Origin of the sequence: Bradyrhizobium sp. (assembly GCF_049581145.1) — a bacterium.
GTDB lineage: Bacteria > Pseudomonadota > Alphaproteobacteria > Rhizobiales > Xanthobacteraceae > Bradyrhizobium.
The window spans coordinates 1-18,781 of sequence record NZ_JBAURI010000035.1; the positions used below are offsets into that span (position 1 = coordinate 1).

Below are 18,781 nucleotides of genomic sequence, written 5' to 3' on the forward strand. Positions count from 1 at the left end.
AAAGCCATTGCGCAGGGAATGTCGGAGTGTTTCCGCTGAACCTGTATGCTCGTGTGCGTTCGTTTCTTACTGCTACTTGCACGCGAGACCGCGGGTGCAGCGTGCACCCGGCATTCCCTGCGCCCTCGATCTCGAGGCGCAAGACTTCCCAAGCAAAGCTCGGGCGACCAGCGCCGCGAGGCCGCGAAACCGTATCTGCCGTTAGACAGGCTGCGGCATAAAGCCGTGTCACGATGCCCACGTCTCGAGGATCATCCCATGCCTTCGTCAGAATTGCGTCCGCTCGAATTCGGCTGGTATCTGCCCACGCATGGCGACACCACGGCCTATGGCGTGCCCGAGGCCGAGGTGGCGGGCTCGCCGGAGCTGTGCGAACGGGTGGTCAGCGCCGCCGAACAGGCCGGCTTCGAATGTCTCCTGATTCCGGTCGGCTTGACCTGCTGGGAGGCCTGGATTGCGGGGGCTTTCATGGCGGCGCGTTCGGCCAGGATCAAGCCGCTGATCGCGGCCCGGCCCGGCTACATCAATCCCGTCCTGCTCGCCAAGATGATCTCGACCTTCGACCAGATGTCGGGTGGGCGGATCTGCGTCAATCTGATCGCCGGCCAGAACGAGAGCGAGGTCGAGGGCGAAGGCGTGCGTTACCCCAAGGAACAGCGCTATGCGCTGATGGAGGAGGAAGTCTCGATCCTGAAAGCGCTATGGACGGCGCGCGGGCCAGTGAATTTTGCCGGCAGGTTCCACACGCTGTCGAACGTCCATATCCGGCCGCGGCCGTTGCAGCAGCCTTATCCGAAGTTCTATCTCGGCGGCGGCTCGCGCGAGGCCTGGGAAATGTCGGCGAAGCATTCCGACGTGCATCTGTTCTGGGGCGACCTGCCGGAGCGGATCGCGCAGAACGTCGGCGAGATCAGGTCGTTGGCCGGGGCGCATGGCCGCGAACACGAGATCGGCTTCGGCATGCGGCTGCAGCTGATCTGCCGCGAGGATGAGCGGGATGCCTGGGAGGCCGCCGACCGGCTGGTGCGGCACGCCACCGAGCGGCAGAAGCAGCAGATCAAGACGCTATACAGCAGGTCGGTGGCCAACCAGCGCGTGCAGGAACTTGCCCGCGAATACGGCGATCTGCTGCTGCCGCATCTGTGGACCGGCATCAGCAAGGTGCGGCCGGGCGCCGGCATCGCGGTGGTCGGCAATCCCGCGCAATGCGCCGGCATGTTGCAGGAGTTCATCAACGCCGGCTGCCATTCGTTCTGTCTGTCCGGCTATCTGCACGACGAGGAGGCCGAACGCTTCGGCCGGCTGGTTCGTCCCATCCTGGCGGAGAACAACCGCGGCCGGCTTGCGGCCTGACAGGGTCAGCTCACGCCGGCACGATGACCTTGCCGATCGGCCACAACGCGATGCCGGCGAGTTTGAGATGGGCCCAGGCGAACGGGATGCCGATGATGGTGACCGCGAAAGTCGCCGCCGTGATGAGGTGTCCGAGTGCAAGCCACCAGCCCGCCAGCACGAGCCAGATCAGGTTGCCGATCAACCCGAAGGCGCCGGTGCCGACATCGGCCTGGCCGGTCAGCTCGTCGCGGCGCACCGCCCTCGATCCAAACGGCATGAAGGTATAGGCGGCGATATTGAACGCGGCGCGCGCCCAGGGCAGGCCGATGATGGTGATCGCCATGACGACGGCGGCGACAAGCCAGCCGAACGCCATTAGGGCGCCGCCAAGCAGGATCCAGATGATGTTGAGAAGGAGGGATACGGGTTCCACGCGATGACCACTCTTACGCTACGGGACAACACCCGGCATATAGGCCACCGACTGCAAAAGACGATAGTGTTGCCGGACAATTGCGGCACATTTTCGCGCGGCTGCCCAATACCGCTCCGGCAACGCGAGCCGGCGCGCTGTCCGGTTGATAGCGATGGGGTGGTGTCAGCGGCGATAGCGCTCGGCGCGCGCCAGGGCCGGCCGGCTTTCCTGCACCGGGCGGCTCGCCAGGCTGACGCGCGCTTCGCTGACGAAGGCAGGCGCGGGCCTCAACTCCTCAAGGAAGATCGGCCGGGAGAAGTAATAGCCCTGCGCATAACGGATGTTGGTGGCAGCCTGCAGGTAGGCGAGTTCCTCGAAGGATTCGATGCCTTCGGCGATCACGGTCATGCCGAGGGCTTCGCTCAAGGATTCGATCGCGCGCAGGATGCCCTGGCTGCGCGGCCGCTGGTGAATGTCGGTGATGAAGGAGCGGTCGATCTTGATTTCGTCCGCGGTGATGTCGGCGAGCGCCGACAGCGAGGAATAGCCGATGCCGAAATCGTCGATCGAGATGCCGACCCCGATCTTCCTGAGAATCGGCAGGATTTCATCCTGGAAATAGGTCTTGGTGACGAACGCATCCTCCGTCACCTCGATCATGAAGCGCTTGGGGAAGCCGGTTGCCTCCAGCGCCAATGCGAAGGATTGCATGAAGTGGGCGTTGCCGGCCTGCTTGGCCGCGACGTTGATGCTGATGGTGGCGTCGGGGCCGAAAGTTTCGTTGATCAGATCGATCGACCTGACGATCTCGGCCAGCACCAGGAGCGTCAGTTCGTCGATCAGTCCGAGCTCGACCGCGAGGTTGATGAACGTGCCCGGCGCCTGAATCACGCCCTCATTGTCGCGCAACCGCACCAGCGCCTCAATGCCCTTGATCTCGTGCGTCCGGATATCGACCTTGGCCTGGAACGCGCAGCAGAAGCGCTTTTCCAGGATGGCCAGCCGCAGCGCCTGCTCGACCTTCATCCGCGCCAGCGCCTCATGCTCCATGCTGGCATCAAAGAACGCCGCCGTGCCCTTGCCGTCGTTCTTGACGCGGTACATCGCAAGATCGGCATTCTGGCACAATATGTCATAGCTGTTGCCATGATCCGGGCAGAGGCTCACCCCGATCGAGGTCGATGCAAAGATCTCCGAGCCGTCGATGAAGAACGGCGCGCTGAGACGGTGCAGCGTGGCTTCGATGAAATCCTTGACCTCGTGCATGCTCTGGATCGGGCTGAGCAGCAGCAGGAATTCGTCGCCGGAAATCCGCGCCAGCATGTCCGAGTCGCGCAATTCACGCCCCAGACGCTTGGCGAACGCGGCGAGCAGCGCGTCGCCGGTCGCGTGACCGTAATAATCGTTGATGTGCTTGAAATTGTCGATGTCGAGGAATGCCAGCGCGAATCTGCCGCCGTCGTCATTCTGCTGCTTCAACAGGACGTTGGCGCGATGCTCGATCACCCGACGCGTCGGCAGGCCGGTCAATTCGTCATAATAGGCGGATCGGAACAGCTGGTCTTCGAACGCCTTCTGCTCGGTGATGTCGGCCGAGGCCGCGATCAAGAGATTCCGGTTTGCGATCCTGATCGGCCGATGGGTGGTCAGCAGCACTTGCCTGGCCTCGCCGTCGCCGATGCATTCCTCGGTAACGGCGGTGCGGCCGGCGCGCAGCAATTCCGGCACGCTGGCGCGGCGCTCGCTCAAATGCGGCGACGATGACGCGGCCGTGGCCCGATCGTGATCGCAAAGCCCAAGCTGTGCGGCTGCGCTGTCGTTCACCAGCAGGAAATGGCCGGTCTCGTCCTGGACCGTGACGCCGGCCGGAAGCAGTTTGAGCACGTCCCTCAGAAGGTTGAGTTCGGCTTCAGCCGCGCACCGATCGTCGGCGTTCGTGGCAGTGATCTGCGGCTGTCGTCCGGCATGGCTGTGCATGGCCGGATTGTGCTCGGTTCCAGCTTAGTTTTGGTTAAGCGCTGCGTAGAAACACGGGGTGCGGGGACGTGCGAGCGGCCGAAAAGCGCAACGCCGCCACTTGTCATTAACGGAGTGTCAACGTGATCTGCGAATGCGCGGGCGCGGCGGCGGATCATGCCTCGGGGAGGCGACATTCCATGGTGCAATGAATGCCAGTCTTCAAATAGGCGATATCGGTCTTGCCGTCGAACGGCCGCAACGCCGCCTTCAACAGCTTGGTGCCGAAGCCGGCTGGGCCGATCGTCCCGACCGCCGGTCCCTCGGTTTCATCCCAGGTCAAGGTTAGACGATCGTCCGACAGCCTCCACGTCACCTGCAACATCCCGTTCGCGGCGGCAAACGCGCCGTATTTCCCGGCATTGGTGGCGAGCTCGTGAAAGACGAAGGCCAGGCTGACCGCCAGCTTGGCAGGCAGGAACAGCGGTTCGCCGTTCAGGGTGAACCTGACATGGCCGTAAGGCCCGAGTTCGGAGAGCAGCAAATCCCGGATGTCGCAGCCGCTGCCGTCGGCCCGCGAGATCAGATCATCCGTTGCCGATAGCGAGCGCAGCCGATGATCGATATTGGTCCAGACCTGGGGCTGGCCGTGCAGCACCTGGCGCAGCACGGCGTGGATCGTCGACGTCTTGTTCTTCAGCCGGTGCTGCAGCTCATCGACGACAAGCTTGCGGTATTCCTCTTCCTCGACCAGGCGTTTCGAGATCCGCCGTTGTTGCGCGAGGATCGCGCGGTAGTGCACGACGCCCCAGATCGTGAGGCCGCACACCGTCAGGTAAACCGCAAGCAGCGCCACGCGCGCCGGGTCCGCGGCGGTGCTGTCGAAATTGAGGAGGACGCCGAGCGCGCCGCCGGCGATCGCCGTGGCGATCCCGACCCGCAGGCCACCCAGCGCGCTGGCGAAGAAGACCGCCGGAACATAGGGCGTGAAGAAAAGATCCGGCCTGATCTGGACAAAGCCCCAGCGCGCAGCGCTCGCCAGCGTCAGGCAGAGTGCGGCGAACACGGCATTGAACAGCGGCGACGGTTGCGACGTGGCGTGCCAGCCATGCCGGAACTCGTCGATCAATCGCTTCATCGCCACATCGGCCAGACCGCCCATCCGAATACGCGCTGTTGCAATGGAAAATACGCTCTTTGTGAGCGCCAGCATAGCTTGCGTTGCCCCGGCTTGATCTGGAAAATGGGTTCCAATCTGGATCGGGCGGATTTCAAGCAACAGGGAAGGGATATCGACATGGCACGACTGAGCGGCAAGGTCGCGGTGATCACGGGAGCGACCAGCGGCATTGGACTGCGGACCGCGGAGATCTTCGTCTCCGAGGGTGCGAAGATCGTCATCGCCGGACGCCGCGTGCCGGAAGGCGAGGCGTTGGCCAGCAAGCTCGGCGCCGATTGTATCTTTCGCCAGACCGACGTCACGGTCGAAGACGAGATGCGTGCGCTGATTGGGCTCGCGGTCGCGAGCTTCGGCAGGATCGATTGCCTGTTCAACAACGCGGGCGGCCCGGCGCAGACCGGCGGCATCGAAGGGCTCGACGTGGAACGCTTCGATGCGGCGATGGCGACGCTGGTGCGCAGCGTCATGCTCGGCATGAAGCACGCGGCGCCCCATATGAAGAAGCAGGGCTTCGGCAGCATCATCAACAATGGCAGCATCGCGGGCCGGCTCGCGGGCTTCTCGTCGTCTTTGGTCTACGGCGCCGCCAAGGCCGCGGTGATCCATCTGACCAAATGCGTGGCGATGGAGCTCGGCGAATCCGGCGTCCGCGTCAATTCGATTTCGCCGGGCGCGATCGCCACCGGCATTTTCGGCAAGGCGCTTGGGCTGACGGTCGACGCCGCGGAAAAGACGCCGGACTTGATGCGTGAGGTCTACAAGGCCATACAGCCGATACCGCGGGCGGGACTGCCCGAAGATATCGCCTATGCCGCGGTGTTTCTCGCCAGCGATGAATCCAGCTTCGTCAACGGCCATGACTTCGTGGTCGATGGCGCGATTACCGGCGGCCGGAACTGGACCCAGCAGCAACAGGGCCTTGCCGCGTTGCGGAAGTCGTTCGATGAGGGAGCTGGGTAGCGGCGACGTCCATCACACCGGCTTCAGCGTCACCCGCAAGCCATCCTTCGGCTTCGGGATCGGCCACATCAGCCAGTCCGGCCGGTAGCCGGGCTCCAGCGACACTTCGAGGTTCTGCAGGAAATGCCGCGCGAAACATTTCGCCTGCATATAGGCGAAATGCAGCCCGAGGCACATATGCGCGCCGCCGCCGAACGGCACCCAGGCGAAGCGGTGACGATTGCGCTGCGCCTCCTCGCTGAAGCGCATCGGGTCGAAGCTGTCGGGATCCGGCCAGATCTCCGGCATATGATGGGTGAACAGCGGATTGACGCCGATCATACTGCCGGCCGGAATCGCGAAACCCTTGAAGGTGAAATCCCCGATCGCCCGCCGCGGCATCGAGGGCACCGGCGGCTTGATCCGCAGCGCCTCCTTGAACGCCATCTCGGTCAGCGGCATGGCTTCGAGATTGTCGAAGCTGGTCGGCGCGTCGGCAGCAAGTCCGAGCTGCGAGACTTCGTCGCGCAGCTTCTGCTGCCATTCCGGATGGGCCGCGAGTTCGCCGACGAATGACGTCAAGGACGAGGTCAAAGTGTCGTGCGCGGCCATCATCAGGAAACTCATGTGGTCGATGATGTCCTGGGTCGACAGCAGCGCGCCGTCCTCATGGGTGGCCTGGCAGAGCTGCGAGAACAGATCCTCGCCGCCCTTGGCGCGGCGGATCGGAATCTGCTCCGAGAAATAGGCGACGATGCGCTTGCGGCCCTTGACGCCACGCGCCATCTGCGTCCCCGGCAGCGGCTTTCGGATCACGGCAACCGCGGCGGCCACCATATCGACGAAGGCGCGGGTGATCTCGTCGACCTCGGGCCCGATCTCGGCGCCGAGGAACGAGGTGGCGGCGAGGTCGAGCGTCAGCTGTTTCATCGCCGGATAGAGCAGCATCTCGCCCGGCCGCGTCTTCCATCGTGCGACCCGCGCCGCGATGCCCCGGTCGAGCTCCGCCAGATAGGACTTCATCGGTCCGGACTTGAAGGCGACCGAGAGTGCGCGGCGATGCAGCCGGTGCTCGTCGAAATCGAGCAGCATCAGGCCGCGCGGAAACAACAGCCCCAGGATGCGGCCCCAGCCATGTGTCGAGGAGAACAGTTTAGCCTGATCGAACAGCACGAACTCGTTGGCCTCGGGTCCGAGCAGCACGAGACTGGTTTCGCCGAAGATATGGCTGCGATAGACCAGCCCGTATTTCCTGGCGTTCTTCTCGATGTGCCCTTTCGGGTCGGCCAGCACCTCGAGCGTCTTGCCGATCACCGGCCAGCCTTCGTCGCCGGGAATGTGGGTCAGCGAATTCCGCGTCGGCGGCGTGAAATAAATCGCGGGCGAGGCCACACTTTGCATCGACATGGCGTTGTGCTCCGTCAGGCGACCGGAAATGACTGTCGCCCTAGATAGCGCCTCGCGAAGCCGATGCAAAGGCTGCCGGTTGCATTCGTCGAAAATTGCATCGATGATGCGGTGCGCCAACGCCGAAGACGCCCTACGCTTGCTGCTTGCGCTTTTCGGCTTCCGCTCGCAGGTCCGGCGCATTCACGGCCGGGATCGCGACCCGTCCGGGACCGGTCTGCGACAAGGCTGCCGCCGCCTTGTCGTTCTCCATGATCTTGGCCATCACGGCCTGGCCGGCACGCTCGAACACCGCACGGTTGTCGATCACGAATTGCCGCGATTTGCGCAAGGCGTCGATATGGCCGTTGATTTCGGGGACCACATAGCGCGCCACCATGTCCCAGCTGCGCCTTGTGTTTTCCGGGTTGGCCCAGTCATGGGCGAAGCCGATGATGGTACCGACGCCGCCAGACACCTTCATCAGGTTCTTGATGGTGGTGACGAGGTCATCGGGGGTGCCGATGGTCGAGGCCGCCAGCTCACCGCCGGCAGTTTTTTCGATCGCGTCCTCCGGCGATTTGAAGGCCGTCAGTCCCGGCCGCATCAGGGTGCCGACACTATATTCATTGTGCCAGCGCATCAGTCCAGAGCCTGCCTCCCGATAGGCCTGCTCGCGGCTCTCGGCAATATGCCAGCTCAGCAGCACGCGCCAGTCGGCGCGGTTCACAAGGGTGCCGTGCTTCCTGGCGGCGTCCTCGGCAAACTCCCATTGCTGCGGCAGCGCCATCAAGCCCTGGGTCGACATCGAGCCCAGCGAGATGATGCCGATGCCGTATTTGCCGGCGAGCGTCATGCCGGACGGCGAAATCTGCGACGCCACCACGAACGGCATGTCCTCCTGCAGCGGCAGGATCTGCAGCGCCGCGTCATTCATGACGAACCAGTCGCTTTTCGCAGTGACGCGCTCGCCGCGGAACAGCGCGCGGATGATCGCGATCGCCTCGTCCTGACGGTCGCGCTGCGTCATCGGATCGATGCCGAGCGTGTGCGCGTCGGAGGCGAGCGCGCCCGGCCCGGAGCCGAAAATGGCGCGGCCGCCGGTCATGTGATCGAGCTGCACCATGCGCTGGGCGACGTTGAAGGGATGATGATAGGGCAGCGAGATCACGCCGGTGCCGAGCTTGATCCGCTTGGTGCGCTCGCCGGCCGCCGCCAGAAACATCTCCGGTGAGGCGATCATCTCCCAGCCCGAGGAATGATGCTCGCCGCACCAGAACTCGTCATAGCCGAGCTCGTCGAGCTGCTGCACGAAGTCGAGGTCACGCCGGAATTGCAGCATCGGATGCTCGCCAATCGGGTGATGCGGGGCGAGGAAGGCTCCGAATTTCAGGCGGGCCATGGCGTTTTCTCCCGGACGGAATTTGTTGTGATGTCTTGGACCAAGGCTACGTGCTGGCGGACGGCAAGGCAATCCGACGCGACGGGTTCGCGTCAGGCGGATTGCTGCCATGCGTGAAGCCGGCGGACCGCTGTCGGCGTCAGGCTATAGGCGGCGACCGTGGTTTCGGTAAACCGCGCCGCGGCTTTCGGGGCACGCAATAGTTTTGCCATCACGACCGCGAGCGGAATGGCGATCCACGGGTCGGTCCGAAGCGGCACCAGTTCCTCTTGCGCGCCGCGATAGCGGCCGGAACTGCTGGCGAGCAGGACGATTTCCCTCAGGATATCCGACCTGCGGTCGCGCCGGCGCGCAGCATCCATCAAGCCCATCAGGCCGAGCCGGGTCAGCACGCCCGCGCGGCCGTCGGCCTGAACCGGCGGCGTTTCGCCGAGCGAGACTTTTACGAGCGCGCCCGCCAGGTCGACGCCGGCAAGCCACGCATTCATCGGTTCGACCAGGCGCGGATTGGCGTCGATGAAATAGGGCGTCCTCGAGACATCCTCGCGGATATAGTCGAACGACAAGGCGCCATGCCAGTTCAGCGCCGCGCCGATCTTTTCGACAACCGTGCGCACCTCGCGATCGACGATTGAGAGCTTGAGCACATCGCCGCCGCCGGGGCCTTCCACCACCTGGCGATAGATATGGCAGGCCACGAGCCGCCCCTGATCGAACACCGCCTGGGTGCGTTCGAGCGAGCCTGCGATCGCTGCCTGCACCAGAAGGCCGTCGGCGAAGGCTTGATTCTGTTCGAACCGCGCCAGCAGCGCGTCGCGACCGCGTTCGTCCTTGACCCGCCAGACGCCGGTGCTGGCGGTGCCGAACGCAGCCTTGACGAAGAATGGAAGCGGCCGGGCCTTGGCAAAGTCCTCGGCGCAGCGCACCACATGGGTTGCAGGTTGCGGCACGTTCAGCCGTGCGAGGAGCTCGGCGAGACCAGCCTTGCCCTGCACCTGCTCGAAGGCGTCGAATGCGGCGAGCGCTGTGCCCAGATGGGGCGGCAGTCGCTTGCGTGCCGCCGAGAACAGATAGGCCTGCTCATGCACCGGCAGCAGCACATCGATCGATGATGTCTTGACGACGTCCAGCACCTTGGCGAGGTAGCCATCGGCGTCCGCGCCGCTCGCGGGCGAACGGTGTACCCGACTGACGAAACGCGAGAAACGCCCGAGGCACAGGGGATCGCTGGACATCAGCTCGACACGATGGCCGGCGAGCCCCAACGCGGTGATGGCCTCGCGCGCGGACAGGCTCGATCCTTCGCTGAGCAGGATTTTCGGCTTTCGCATCGTTATTGCAGCATTGGCGTTGATCTGCAGCTTAGGCGGTCCCGAGCCGTAACGCCAAGCGTGTCGGCAGCGCACACGAAGGCTATTTTTGGGCCGTCATGAAACGAAGCCGGTCCGCGGCTTGCGAATTTACACCCCCGGGCGCCTCGGCTAAGAGAAGCCCCATTCTTCCCGGTTCGAGGCCCGTAATGTATCTGAGGCAATCCGACGCTACGGCTTCGCTGCAGCTTTCCAGCCAGCGCAAACGGGACCTGCTCGACTATTTCGAGCGCAATGTCGATGAGCTCGACAGCTGGCGCGAATTCAACGCCGCCTATCATGAAGATGACCGCAAGTTCATGCAGTTCCTGATTCCGCCTGGCAAGCGGATTCTCGAACTGGGCTGCGGCCGCGGCGACCTTCTCGCGGCGCTGCAGCCATCTCATGGCGTCGGGGTCGATTTCGGGGCGGAAACGATCGCGAAGGCGAACGTCCGGCATCCCGATCTGCATTTCGTCCTCGGTGACGTCGAGGATCCTGCCACCCTGAGCGCGATCGAGGGCCCGTTCGACTACATCATCCTCGCGGACACCATTGGCCTGTTCGAGGACATCGACGGCACGTTGCGGCTGATCCATCAGCACTGCGCGCCGTCGACCCGGATCATCATTTCCTATTATTCCCATTTGTGGGAGCCGGTGCTGAAGCTCGCGGAGGCGCTCAAGCTGCGCAGCAAGCAGCCGAAAATCAACTATATCGCCACTGCGGATTTCGTGAACCTGATGGACCTGGCCGATTTCGAGCCGATCAGCCAGGAGCAACGGCAGCTCTTGCCGCGGCGATGGCTGGGGCTCGGCCCCTTCATCAACCGCTTCATCGCGCCGCTGCCGGGAATTCGCAAGCTCTGCCTGCGCACCTATCTGGTCGGGCGTCCGGTGCGGCAGTTTCAGGATCGCAAACTCTCCGCCAGCATTCTCATTCCCTGCCGCAACGAGAAGGGCAACATCGAGAACGCGATTCTGCGGATGCCGCGCTTCGGCAGCGCCCAGGAAATCCTGTTCGTCGAGGGTAATTCGAGCGACGGCACGTTCGAGGAATGCGAACGGGTCCGCGACGCCTACAGGGATAACTGGGATATCAGGGTGTTGAAGCAGGACGGCAAGGGCAAGGGCGACGCGGTTCGCAAGGGCTTTGCCGCGGCGAAGAACGACGTACTGATGATTCTCGACGCCGATCTCACCATGCCGCCGGAAGCACTGCCGAAATTCCAGGCGGTGATCGAGAGCGGCAAGGGTGAATTCGTCAATGGCACGCGCCTGATCTATCCGATGGAGCAGGAGGCGATGCGCCCGCTCAATTTCATCGCCAACCGCTTCTTTGCCTATCTCTTCACCTATCTCGTCAACACGCGCCTGACGGATACGCTGTGCGGCACCAAGGTCCTGATGCGAAAGGACTACGAGCAGCTGGCGAAGGAGCGCGACTATTTCGGCAATTTCGATCCGTTCGGTGATTTCGACCTGATCTTCGGGGCGGCGAAACAGAACCTCAAGATCATCGAGACGCCGATCCACTACAAGGCGCGCACCTTCGGCGAGACCCAGATTTCGCGTTTTCGCGATGGCTGGCTGTTGCTGAAGATGGTGTGGTTCGCCTATCGCAAATTGAAGGCGGTTTGAATCTGCGGACGTCACCCGGAATCTCCAGATTCCGGATCTGGTCCGCCAAGTCGGCTGTCGCCGACCCGACGGACTGTTCCGGAATGACGTCGCTGCCGCTGGCCTCAGGCAACAAGCCTTACCTCTGAGGTAATCGCGCCGCTCCGTGCGAGCTGGAATCATCCGCTGCAACGGAAATCAGGCAGGCCTGTTCTCATGCATCAGATGGTCGCCGCCAATGTCGGGCCATCGCGCCGCTGGTGGGTGCTCGCGATCGTGGTCGCGGCGCAATTCATGTTCGGCGTCGATGCGTTCATCGTCAATGTGGCGATCCCGACCATGGCCCTTGAGCTGCATGCCAGCCCGGCCCAGATCGAATCGATCATCGCGATCTATCTGATCGCCTATGCGACGCTGATCGTGACCGGCGGCCGGCTCGGCGATATCCACGGCACCAAGCCGGTGTTTCTGGCCGGCGTGCTTGGCTTCACCGCGACGTCATTATGGTGCGCACTGGCGCAATCGGGCGCCGAATTGATCGCCGCCCGGCTGGCGCAGGGTGCGACGGCGGCCTTGATGGTGCCGCAGGTGCTCGCGACCTTGCACCTGTTGTTCGCCGATCAGATGCGCGGCCGCGCCTTCGGCATCTACGGCACCGTGCTGGGGCTTTCGGGCGCGGCCGGCTTTGCGCTCGGCGGATTTCTCGTGACGCTGAATCCATTTGGGCTCGGCTGGCGCGCGGTGTTCTTCGTCAATGTGCCGTTCGGCCTCGTCATTACGGCCGCGGCGCTGAAGATCATGCCGTCGGCGTCGCGCCGGGATGGCACGCGGCTCGATGTGGCCGGCGCGATCGTGCTCCTTGGCGGCCTGCTGTGCGTCATCGGACCGCTGCTGTTCGGTCACGACGTGCATTGGGCGGCGTGGCTCTGGCTGATGATGGCGGCGGGCATTGCCGTGATCGCGGCATTCCTTCGCCTCGAGCGGGCCATCGAGGCGCGCGGCGGCATGCCGCTGATCGATCTCGCGCTGCTCGCGGATGTGGCTTTCATGTGCGGCCTTGGCGCGGTATTCTTCTTTTTCTTCGCCAACCTGTCGTTCTATCTGGTCATGACGCTGTTCATGCAGCGCGCGCTGGGTATGGCTCCGCTCGATGCAGGCCTGGTATTCGTGCCGCTGGCGCTGACCTTTGTCGTCGCGTCGCGCTACAGCGGTGTGCGCGCCAGGCGCCGGGGCACGCTGGTGCTGGTCGAGGGCTGTGTCATCCAGGTCATCGGCCTCGCGGTGCTCGCGCTGACCGTCGCAAGTCCCAATTCGCCAAGCGCGCCGCTGCTCGCGCTGGTTCTGATGATTTTCGGTTGCGGCCAGGGGCTGGTGATGGCGCCGCTGTCCGGCGTCGTGCTCGCAACCGTCAAGCCGGCGAGCGCAGGTTCCGGCGCCGGGGTGTACGGAACTACCGCGCAGGTCGCCAATGCTGCGGGCGTCGCCGCCATCGGTGCGCTCTTCTTCGCAATCGAACAGGTCTCCTCCGCACGGCACGCACTGTTTGCATCGCTCGCGATGTTCGCGCTCTCGATGGTGATCTGCATCGCATTTCTGTCGTCGATGCGGCGCGCCTGTGTCTGAATGGTCGCAGCGCCCGCGAAACTGCGTCAAAGCCGCTCGATTGATCGTTGATTGCTGGGGATTGACAGCACACGGTCTTTTCATTTTGCAATGCAGCAACTATCTCTCCATGCTGGCGTTATGAGTCATGAGTCGTCGCTTGGAGTGAAGCTTGTCCCTCGCCAACAATATCGAGTTCCTGAGGACCCTGCCAAAGCCTGTCCAGGCCAGCGGCGTGATGGCGTATGCGCGCGGCCTGCGGCCCGATCTGCGCAGCCCGCTCACCGAGGTCAAGGGATTCGGAAGCAATCCCGGCGGCTTGCGGATGTTCAACTTTGTCCCGGCCAACCTGCAGAACCCGCGCGCGTTGGTCGTCGTTCTGCACGGCTGTGGGCAGAACGCTGCCGGCTATGATCTCGGCGCCGGCTGGTCGACACTCGCCAAGCACTATGGCTTTGCGCTTCTGATGCCGGAGCAGCCGGCCTCCAACAACCCCAACACCTGCTTCAACTGGTTCAATCCGGAAGACGTCGCGCGCGAACGCGGCGAGGCCGGTTCGATCCGGCAGATGATTTCGCGCATGGCGACTGACTACGCCATCGATCCGCGCTGGATCTTCATCACTGGATTGTCCGCCGGTGGCGCGATGACCACGGTCATGCTGGCGACCTATCCAGAGGTGTTCGCGGCCGGCGCCGTCATCGCGGGCCTGCCCTATGGCGTGGCGTCCAATGTACGCGAAGCCCTGACGGGTATGCGCGGCGCCTTGCGCGTGCGTTCGGCACCCGAATTGGGCGATCTGGTTCGCAAGGCGTCGAACCACCGCGGCAAGTGGCCGAAGCTTTCGGTGTGGCACGGCAGTGCTGATCGCACCGTCAATCCGGCCAATGCCAACGAGATCGTCAAGCAGTGGCTCGACCTGCATGGTCTGCCGCTCGAGCCGATGTCGGAAGGCATGGTCGACGGTCACCCGCGTCAGGTTTGGTGGGACCATGACGGCGAAACCCTGGTCGAATCCTACACCATTACCGACATGGCCCACGGGACCCCGCTTGGGGTTGCCGAGAATGACAAGCGCTATGGCGCGCAAGGCATGTTCCTGATCGAGGCAGGAATTTCCTCCTCCTATCACATAGCCAAGTTCTTCGGCCTCACCGGTTGGGTTCGCAAGCCAACCGCGGCGAAGCTGGCGGTCACGGATTCGCCGAGCGCCAAGCTGATCCCGACGGTGTCGCCGATCCCGGCCATTTTGCCGGAACTCGCCAAGGTGTTGCGGCCGCTGGTCGCGCCCGTTGCCCAGCCCGAACCAAGGCCAGCGCCAAAACCACGTCGCGTGATCGACGTCAGCGCGGTCATCACGCGCGCGCTCAAGGTCGCAGGCTTGGTAAAGTCCCCGGACGACGAACTCTAAAGCTCGCCGGTGATGAACGGATTGGTCATTCGCTCCTGACCGATGCTCGAGCCGGCGCCGTGGCCGCAAATGAAGCCGACATCGTCGCCCAGCGGCAGCAGCTTTTCCTTGATCGATCTGATCAGGGTTTCGTGATTGCCGCCGGGCAGGTCGGTGCGGCCGACCGAGCCGTTGAACAGCACGTCGCCGACAATGGCGAACCGCATGTCGTTGTTGAAGAACACGACGCTGCCCGGGGAATGGCCCGGGCAATGCAGGATGTCGAAGGTCAATTCGCCGACCGAGACCTGATCGCCCTCGTCGAGCCAACGATCCGGCGTGAAGTCGCGCACGCCGGTCATTCCGAACCGGCCGCCGCTCATCACCACGTTGTCGAGCAGGAATTTGTCCGAGCAATGCGGACCCTCGATCGGCACCCCGAGCGCGTCACGCAATTCGGCGGCGCCGCCGACATGATCGATGTGACCGTGCGTCAGCCAGATCTTTTCGACGCTGACCCCGGTCTGCTTGATCGCCGCCTCTATCTTCGGCACGTCGCCGCCGGGATCGATCACCACGGCCTTCTTGGTCGCCTCGCACCAGATGATGGTGCAGTTCTGCTCGAATAGCGTCACCGGGACGATGATCGCGCCGGCCTTTGCCCTGGTCTCGCTTTCCTGCGTCATATGCTTTGGTCCGCTCTCACATCCGCAACCGGTGGCGGGTTGCTTGGCCTGCAACGATCAACGTCTGCAAAGATCAACACCGCAGGGACATCCATAAAGTCCTGATCCATAAGTCTTGCGCGGCTGCGGCGTGGATTTGACGTTCGCGTGGCGAATGGGGTGAATATCTCGCCGAATATCCGTTAACTCCTAGCCACAATGCTGATTTTTGTCGACCTGCCAAGGCCAAGAAAAGATAAGACAGGCATGAGACAGAGGCGTCCGGCGGGCTCGCGATCACGGGGCCGTCATAACGGCACAGTGATGGGCTGAACCTTGCGGGCGGTTCCGAGTTGGCCCGCGATGCGGTTTGCCCGTGTGGAGCGGCTTTCATATCATGAACAATCGCGACGAAACCTGGTGGCGGAGCGGCGTTTTCTATCAGATCTATCCCCGCTCGTTCGGGGATGCGAACGGCGACGGCGTCGGCGATATCCTGGGAATCATCGAACACCTGCCTCATCTGTCGAGCCTCGGGGTCGACGCGCTCTGGCTGTCGCCGGTCTTCCCCTCGCCGATGGCCGATTTTGGCTATGACATCTCCGATTACACCGGCATCGATCCGTTGTTCGGAACGATGGACGATTTCGTCGCGCTGGTGACGCAGGCGCATGGCCGCGGTCTCAAGGTCATCCTCGATCTGGTGCCAAATCATACCTCCGACCAGCATCCCTGGTTCACCGAGAGCAGAGCGTCGAAGGACAATCCAAAACGCGACTGGTACATCTGGCGCGATCCGAAGCCGGATGGCTCGGCGCCGAACAACTGGCTGTCGGAATTCGGCGGCAGCTCCTGGGACTATGACGAGGCGACCGGGCAATATTACTATCACGCCTTCCTGAAGCAGCAGCCGGACCTGAATTGGCGCAATCCAAGCGTCCGGCAGGCGATCTATGACGCGATGCGCTTCTGGCTGCGCAAGGGCGTCGACGGCTTCCGTGTCGACGTGATCTGGCACCTGATCAAGGACAAGGATTTTCGCGACAATCCGCCGAATCCGCATTTTCGCGAGGGCCGGCCGCCGCACGAGCAATTGCTGACGCAATATTCCACCGACCAGCCCGAGGTGCACGAGGTGATCGCGGAGATGCGGCGAGTGATCGAGGAGTTCGACGCCCGCGTGCTGATCGGGGAAGTCTACCTGCCGCTGCATCGGCTGGTTGCCTATTACGGCAATGATCTCCAGGGCGCACAGATGCCGTTCAACTTCGCGCTGTTGTCGACGCTGTGGAGCGCGCGTGCGATCGAGCAGATCATCGCCGATTACGAGAAGGCGTTGCCGCCGGGCGCCTGGCCGAACTGGGTGCTGGGCAATCACGACCGGCCGCGGGTCGCGAGCCGGGTGGGCGCGGAGCAGGCGCGCGTCGCCGCGATGCTGCTGTTGACGCTGCGGGGAACGCCGACGCTTTATTACGGCGATGAGATCGGCATGCATCAGGTCGGGATCGCGCCCGATCAGGTGCGCGATCCCTTCGAGAAGAATGTCCCCGGAATCGGCGTCGGCCGCGACGGCTGCCGTACGCCGATGCAATGGGACGCAACGCGCTATGCCGGATTTTCCGACGCGCCGCCGTGGCTGCCGCTGGCGGACGACTTCGTCCATGAGAATGTCGTCAATCTCGACGCCGACACGCGCTCGATCCTCAACCTCTACAAGGCCTTGATCGGGCTGCGCAAGGACAACGAGGTGCTGGTTGACGGCCGCTACGTGCCGATCGCGGCCGATGGCGACTTGCTGCTTTATCGCCGGCAGAACGGAGACGAGGTGGTCACGGTCGCCTTGAATCTCGGCGCCGAGCCGGCTGCGATCGCTTCCGAGCAGATCGGCCTCGCCGGCGAAATCCTGCTCTCGACCTACATGGACCGCAACGGCGAAGGCGTCGACGGCACGCTGGACTTGCGCGGCAATGAGGGCGTGATCATCGGGACGCCGGTATCGTAGACCATCGTCGTCCCGGCCAAGCGACTCCGCCGTAGCCCGAAGAGCGAAGGCGGAAGCGAGCCGGGACGGCGGCTTTACGCCGGATGGCCCGCATTGCCGGCCGCGTCCACGTCGACGTCGCTGCGCTTGAGCAGGTAGTCGAGGCCGCCAACGCGGTACCAGCGGTAGCCATAGGGTTCGAGCACCAGCTTGTGGCGGCCGTTGTCGCCGGCGTGGCTGTGATCCTCCGCCAACAGGTTGATCAGAAGCTTGCCGGACTCGCCGGGAAGCCCAGCCGAAAACGAGATTTCGCGCGGCTTCTCGTCGAGATTATGCACGAACAGCGCGGAGTTGTTGCGCCAGTCGTAGCGGATGATCAGCACCGCCGGGTCGCGCGTCGCGATCACCTGGAAGTCGCCCCAGCCGATTTCCGGGACTTCCTTGCGCATCCGGATGATGCGTTCGGTCCAGTTCAGCATCGAGTTGGGATCGCGGCGCTGTCTGGCGACGTTGACGTGCGCGAAGCCATACGGCCCGTGGTCGATCACGGGCGAGGCGGGCTTCTCGCTTTCGGTGAAGCCAGCCTGCGGTTCGGTCGACCATTGCATCGGGGTGCGGGCGCAATTGCGCTCCGGCAGAGCGAGATTGTCGCCCATGCCGATCTCATCGCCATAGCGGATCACCGGCGTCCCCGGCAGCGTGCACAACAGGCTGTACGCAAGTTCGAGCCGCCTTCGGTCGCCGCCGAGCATTGGCGCCAGCCTTCGCCGGATGCCGCGATCGTACAACTGCATGTTCTTGTCGGGGCCGAAATTCTTGAACACCACGTCGCGCTGCGCCTTGGTCAGGCGTCCGAGATCGAGTTCATCGTGATTGCGCAGGAACAGGCCCCACTGCGCCGAGGCCGGCCGCGGCTTGGTCTGTTTCAACGCTTTCGCCAGCGGACGGCCATCGCCCGAGGCCAGCGCGTAGAACAGATGCTGGTTGACGTGGAAGTTGAACATCATGTGCATGCGGTCGCCGGCATCGCCGAAATACTCCATGTCGGTTTCCGGCAGTACATTGGCTTCGGCCAGGATGATGGCATCGCCCTTGCGCCATTGCAGGAATTCGCGCAACGCCCGCAGCATGTCGTATTGCTCGACCGGCTTGCGCACCTTGGGTCCCTTGGTCGCGATCACGAACGGCACGGCATCCATGCGGAAGCCGGACACGCCGAGCTGGATCCAGAACCCCATGATCTTCAGGATCTCGGCCTGCACCAGCGGGTTCGAGGTGTTGAGGTCGGGCTGGAAGTCATAGAATCTATGAAAATACCAGGCGCTGGCTTGCCTGTCGTGCGTCCAGGTCGATTTCTGCACGCCGGGAAACACCATGCCGGTGTTGGCGTTCGCGGGCTTCTTGTCGGACCAGACATACCAGTCCCGGTACGGCGAATCCTTTGCACTGCGCGCCGCGCGAAACCACGGATGCTGATCGGAGGTATGATTGACGACGAGATCGATAATGACGCGGATGCCGCGCTGCCGGCAGCCATGCGTGAATTCGACGAAGTCACCGAG

Annotated in this window: 14 protein-coding genes; 6 read left to right on the plus strand and 8 right to left on the minus strand. The window is 63.5% G+C overall.

Annotated features, from left to right (window positions below; all coding sequences use genetic code 11):
- Positions 1 to 258 precede the first annotated feature (258 nt).
- Entirely contained in the window at positions 259 to 1,353 is a 1,095-nt protein-coding gene (locus tag WCB02_RS01080; RefSeq protein ID WP_423955393.1) for an LLM class flavin-dependent oxidoreductase, read from the plus strand.
- 10 nt (positions 1,354 to 1,363) lie between these two features.
- Here WCB02_RS01080 and WCB02_RS01085 read toward each other — a convergent pair whose 3' ends face one another.
- From WCB02_RS01085 to WCB02_RS01095, 3 genes are all read right to left on the minus strand, one after another.
- On the minus strand, positions 1,364 to 1,768 hold the full coding sequence (locus WCB02_RS01085; protein ID WP_423955396.1) for a YccF domain-containing protein: 405 nt from the start codon (positions 1,766 to 1,768) through the stop codon (positions 1,364 to 1,366).
- A 165-nt stretch (positions 1,769 to 1,933) separates the two neighbouring features.
- Positions 1,934 to 3,727 (minus strand): putative bifunctional diguanylate cyclase/phosphodiesterase, encoded by a 1,794-nt coding sequence (locus WCB02_RS01090; protein WP_423955399.1) that lies wholly within the window; start codon positions 3,725 to 3,727, stop codon positions 1,934 to 1,936.
- Between the two features lie 154 nt (positions 3,728 to 3,881).
- Positions 3,882 to 4,844: a sensor histidine kinase gene (locus WCB02_RS01095; RefSeq protein WP_423955401.1), complete on the minus strand. Its 963-nt coding sequence runs from the start codon at positions 4,842 to 4,844 to the stop codon at positions 3,882 to 3,884.
- A gap of 159 nt (positions 4,845 to 5,003) precedes the next feature.
- On the opposite strand from WCB02_RS01095, the gene WCB02_RS01100 reads away from it, so the two are divergent.
- A complete protein-coding gene (locus WCB02_RS01100) occupies positions 5,004 to 5,846 on the plus strand; it encodes an SDR family NAD(P)-dependent oxidoreductase (RefSeq protein ID WP_423955403.1) in 843 nt (280 codons plus the stop codon).
- 12 nt (positions 5,847 to 5,858) lie between these two features.
- Here the strand turns inward: WCB02_RS01100 and WCB02_RS01105 are convergent, their stop codons facing one another.
- From WCB02_RS01105 to WCB02_RS01115, 3 genes are all read right to left on the minus strand, one after another.
- Entirely contained in the window at positions 5,859 to 7,232 is a 1,374-nt protein-coding gene (locus WCB02_RS01105; protein WP_423955406.1) for a cytochrome P450, read from the minus strand.
- Between the two features lie 133 nt (positions 7,233 to 7,365).
- Entirely contained in the window at positions 7,366 to 8,613 is a 1,248-nt protein-coding gene (locus WCB02_RS01110) for an LLM class flavin-dependent oxidoreductase (RefSeq protein WP_423955408.1), read from the minus strand.
- A 92-nt stretch (positions 8,614 to 8,705) separates the two neighbouring features.
- Positions 8,706 to 9,944, minus strand: coding sequence for a hypothetical protein (locus WCB02_RS01115; RefSeq protein ID WP_423955410.1), 1,239 nt, complete (start codon positions 9,942 to 9,944; stop codon positions 8,706 to 8,708).
- A gap of 188 nt (positions 9,945 to 10,132) precedes the next feature.
- Between WCB02_RS01115 and WCB02_RS01120 the strand changes: the two genes are divergently transcribed.
- The 3 genes from WCB02_RS01120 (at position 10,133) to WCB02_RS01130 (ending at position 14,594) form a co-directional block, all read left to right on the plus strand.
- Positions 10,133 to 11,602: a glycosyltransferase gene (locus tag WCB02_RS01120; protein WP_423955413.1), complete on the plus strand. Its 1,470-nt coding sequence runs from the start codon at positions 10,133 to 10,135 to the stop codon at positions 11,600 to 11,602.
- Between the two features lie 195 nt (positions 11,603 to 11,797).
- A complete protein-coding gene (locus WCB02_RS01125; protein ID WP_423955416.1) occupies positions 11,798 to 13,204 on the plus strand; it encodes an MFS transporter in 1,407 nt (468 codons plus the stop codon).
- 151 nt (positions 13,205 to 13,355) lie between these two features.
- Positions 13,356 to 14,594, plus strand: a complete 1,239-nt coding sequence (locus WCB02_RS01130) for an extracellular catalytic domain type 1 short-chain-length polyhydroxyalkanoate depolymerase (protein ID WP_423955418.1) — start codon at positions 13,356 to 13,358, stop codon at positions 14,592 to 14,594.
- Here WCB02_RS01130 and WCB02_RS01135 read toward each other — a convergent pair.
- Positions 14,591 to 15,259: an MBL fold metallo-hydrolase gene (locus tag WCB02_RS01135; RefSeq protein ID WP_423955420.1), complete on the minus strand. Its 669-nt coding sequence runs from the start codon at positions 15,257 to 15,259 to the stop codon at positions 14,591 to 14,593. The genes WCB02_RS01130 and WCB02_RS01135 overlap by 4 nt on opposite strands.
- A 376-nt stretch (positions 15,260 to 15,635) precedes the next feature.
- On the opposite strand from WCB02_RS01135, the gene WCB02_RS01140 reads away from it, so the two are divergent.
- Positions 15,636 to 17,240, plus strand: coding sequence for an alpha-amylase family glycosyl hydrolase (locus WCB02_RS01140; RefSeq protein WP_423955422.1), 1,605 nt, complete (start codon positions 15,636 to 15,638; stop codon positions 17,238 to 17,240).
- Between the two features lie 74 nt (positions 17,241 to 17,314).
- On the opposite strand, the gene WCB02_RS01145 is transcribed toward WCB02_RS01140, so the two are convergent.
- Positions 17,315 to 18,781, minus strand: a 1,467-nt coding sequence (locus WCB02_RS01145) for an alpha-amylase family protein (protein WP_423955424.1), incomplete at its 5' end; no start/stop codon positions are given.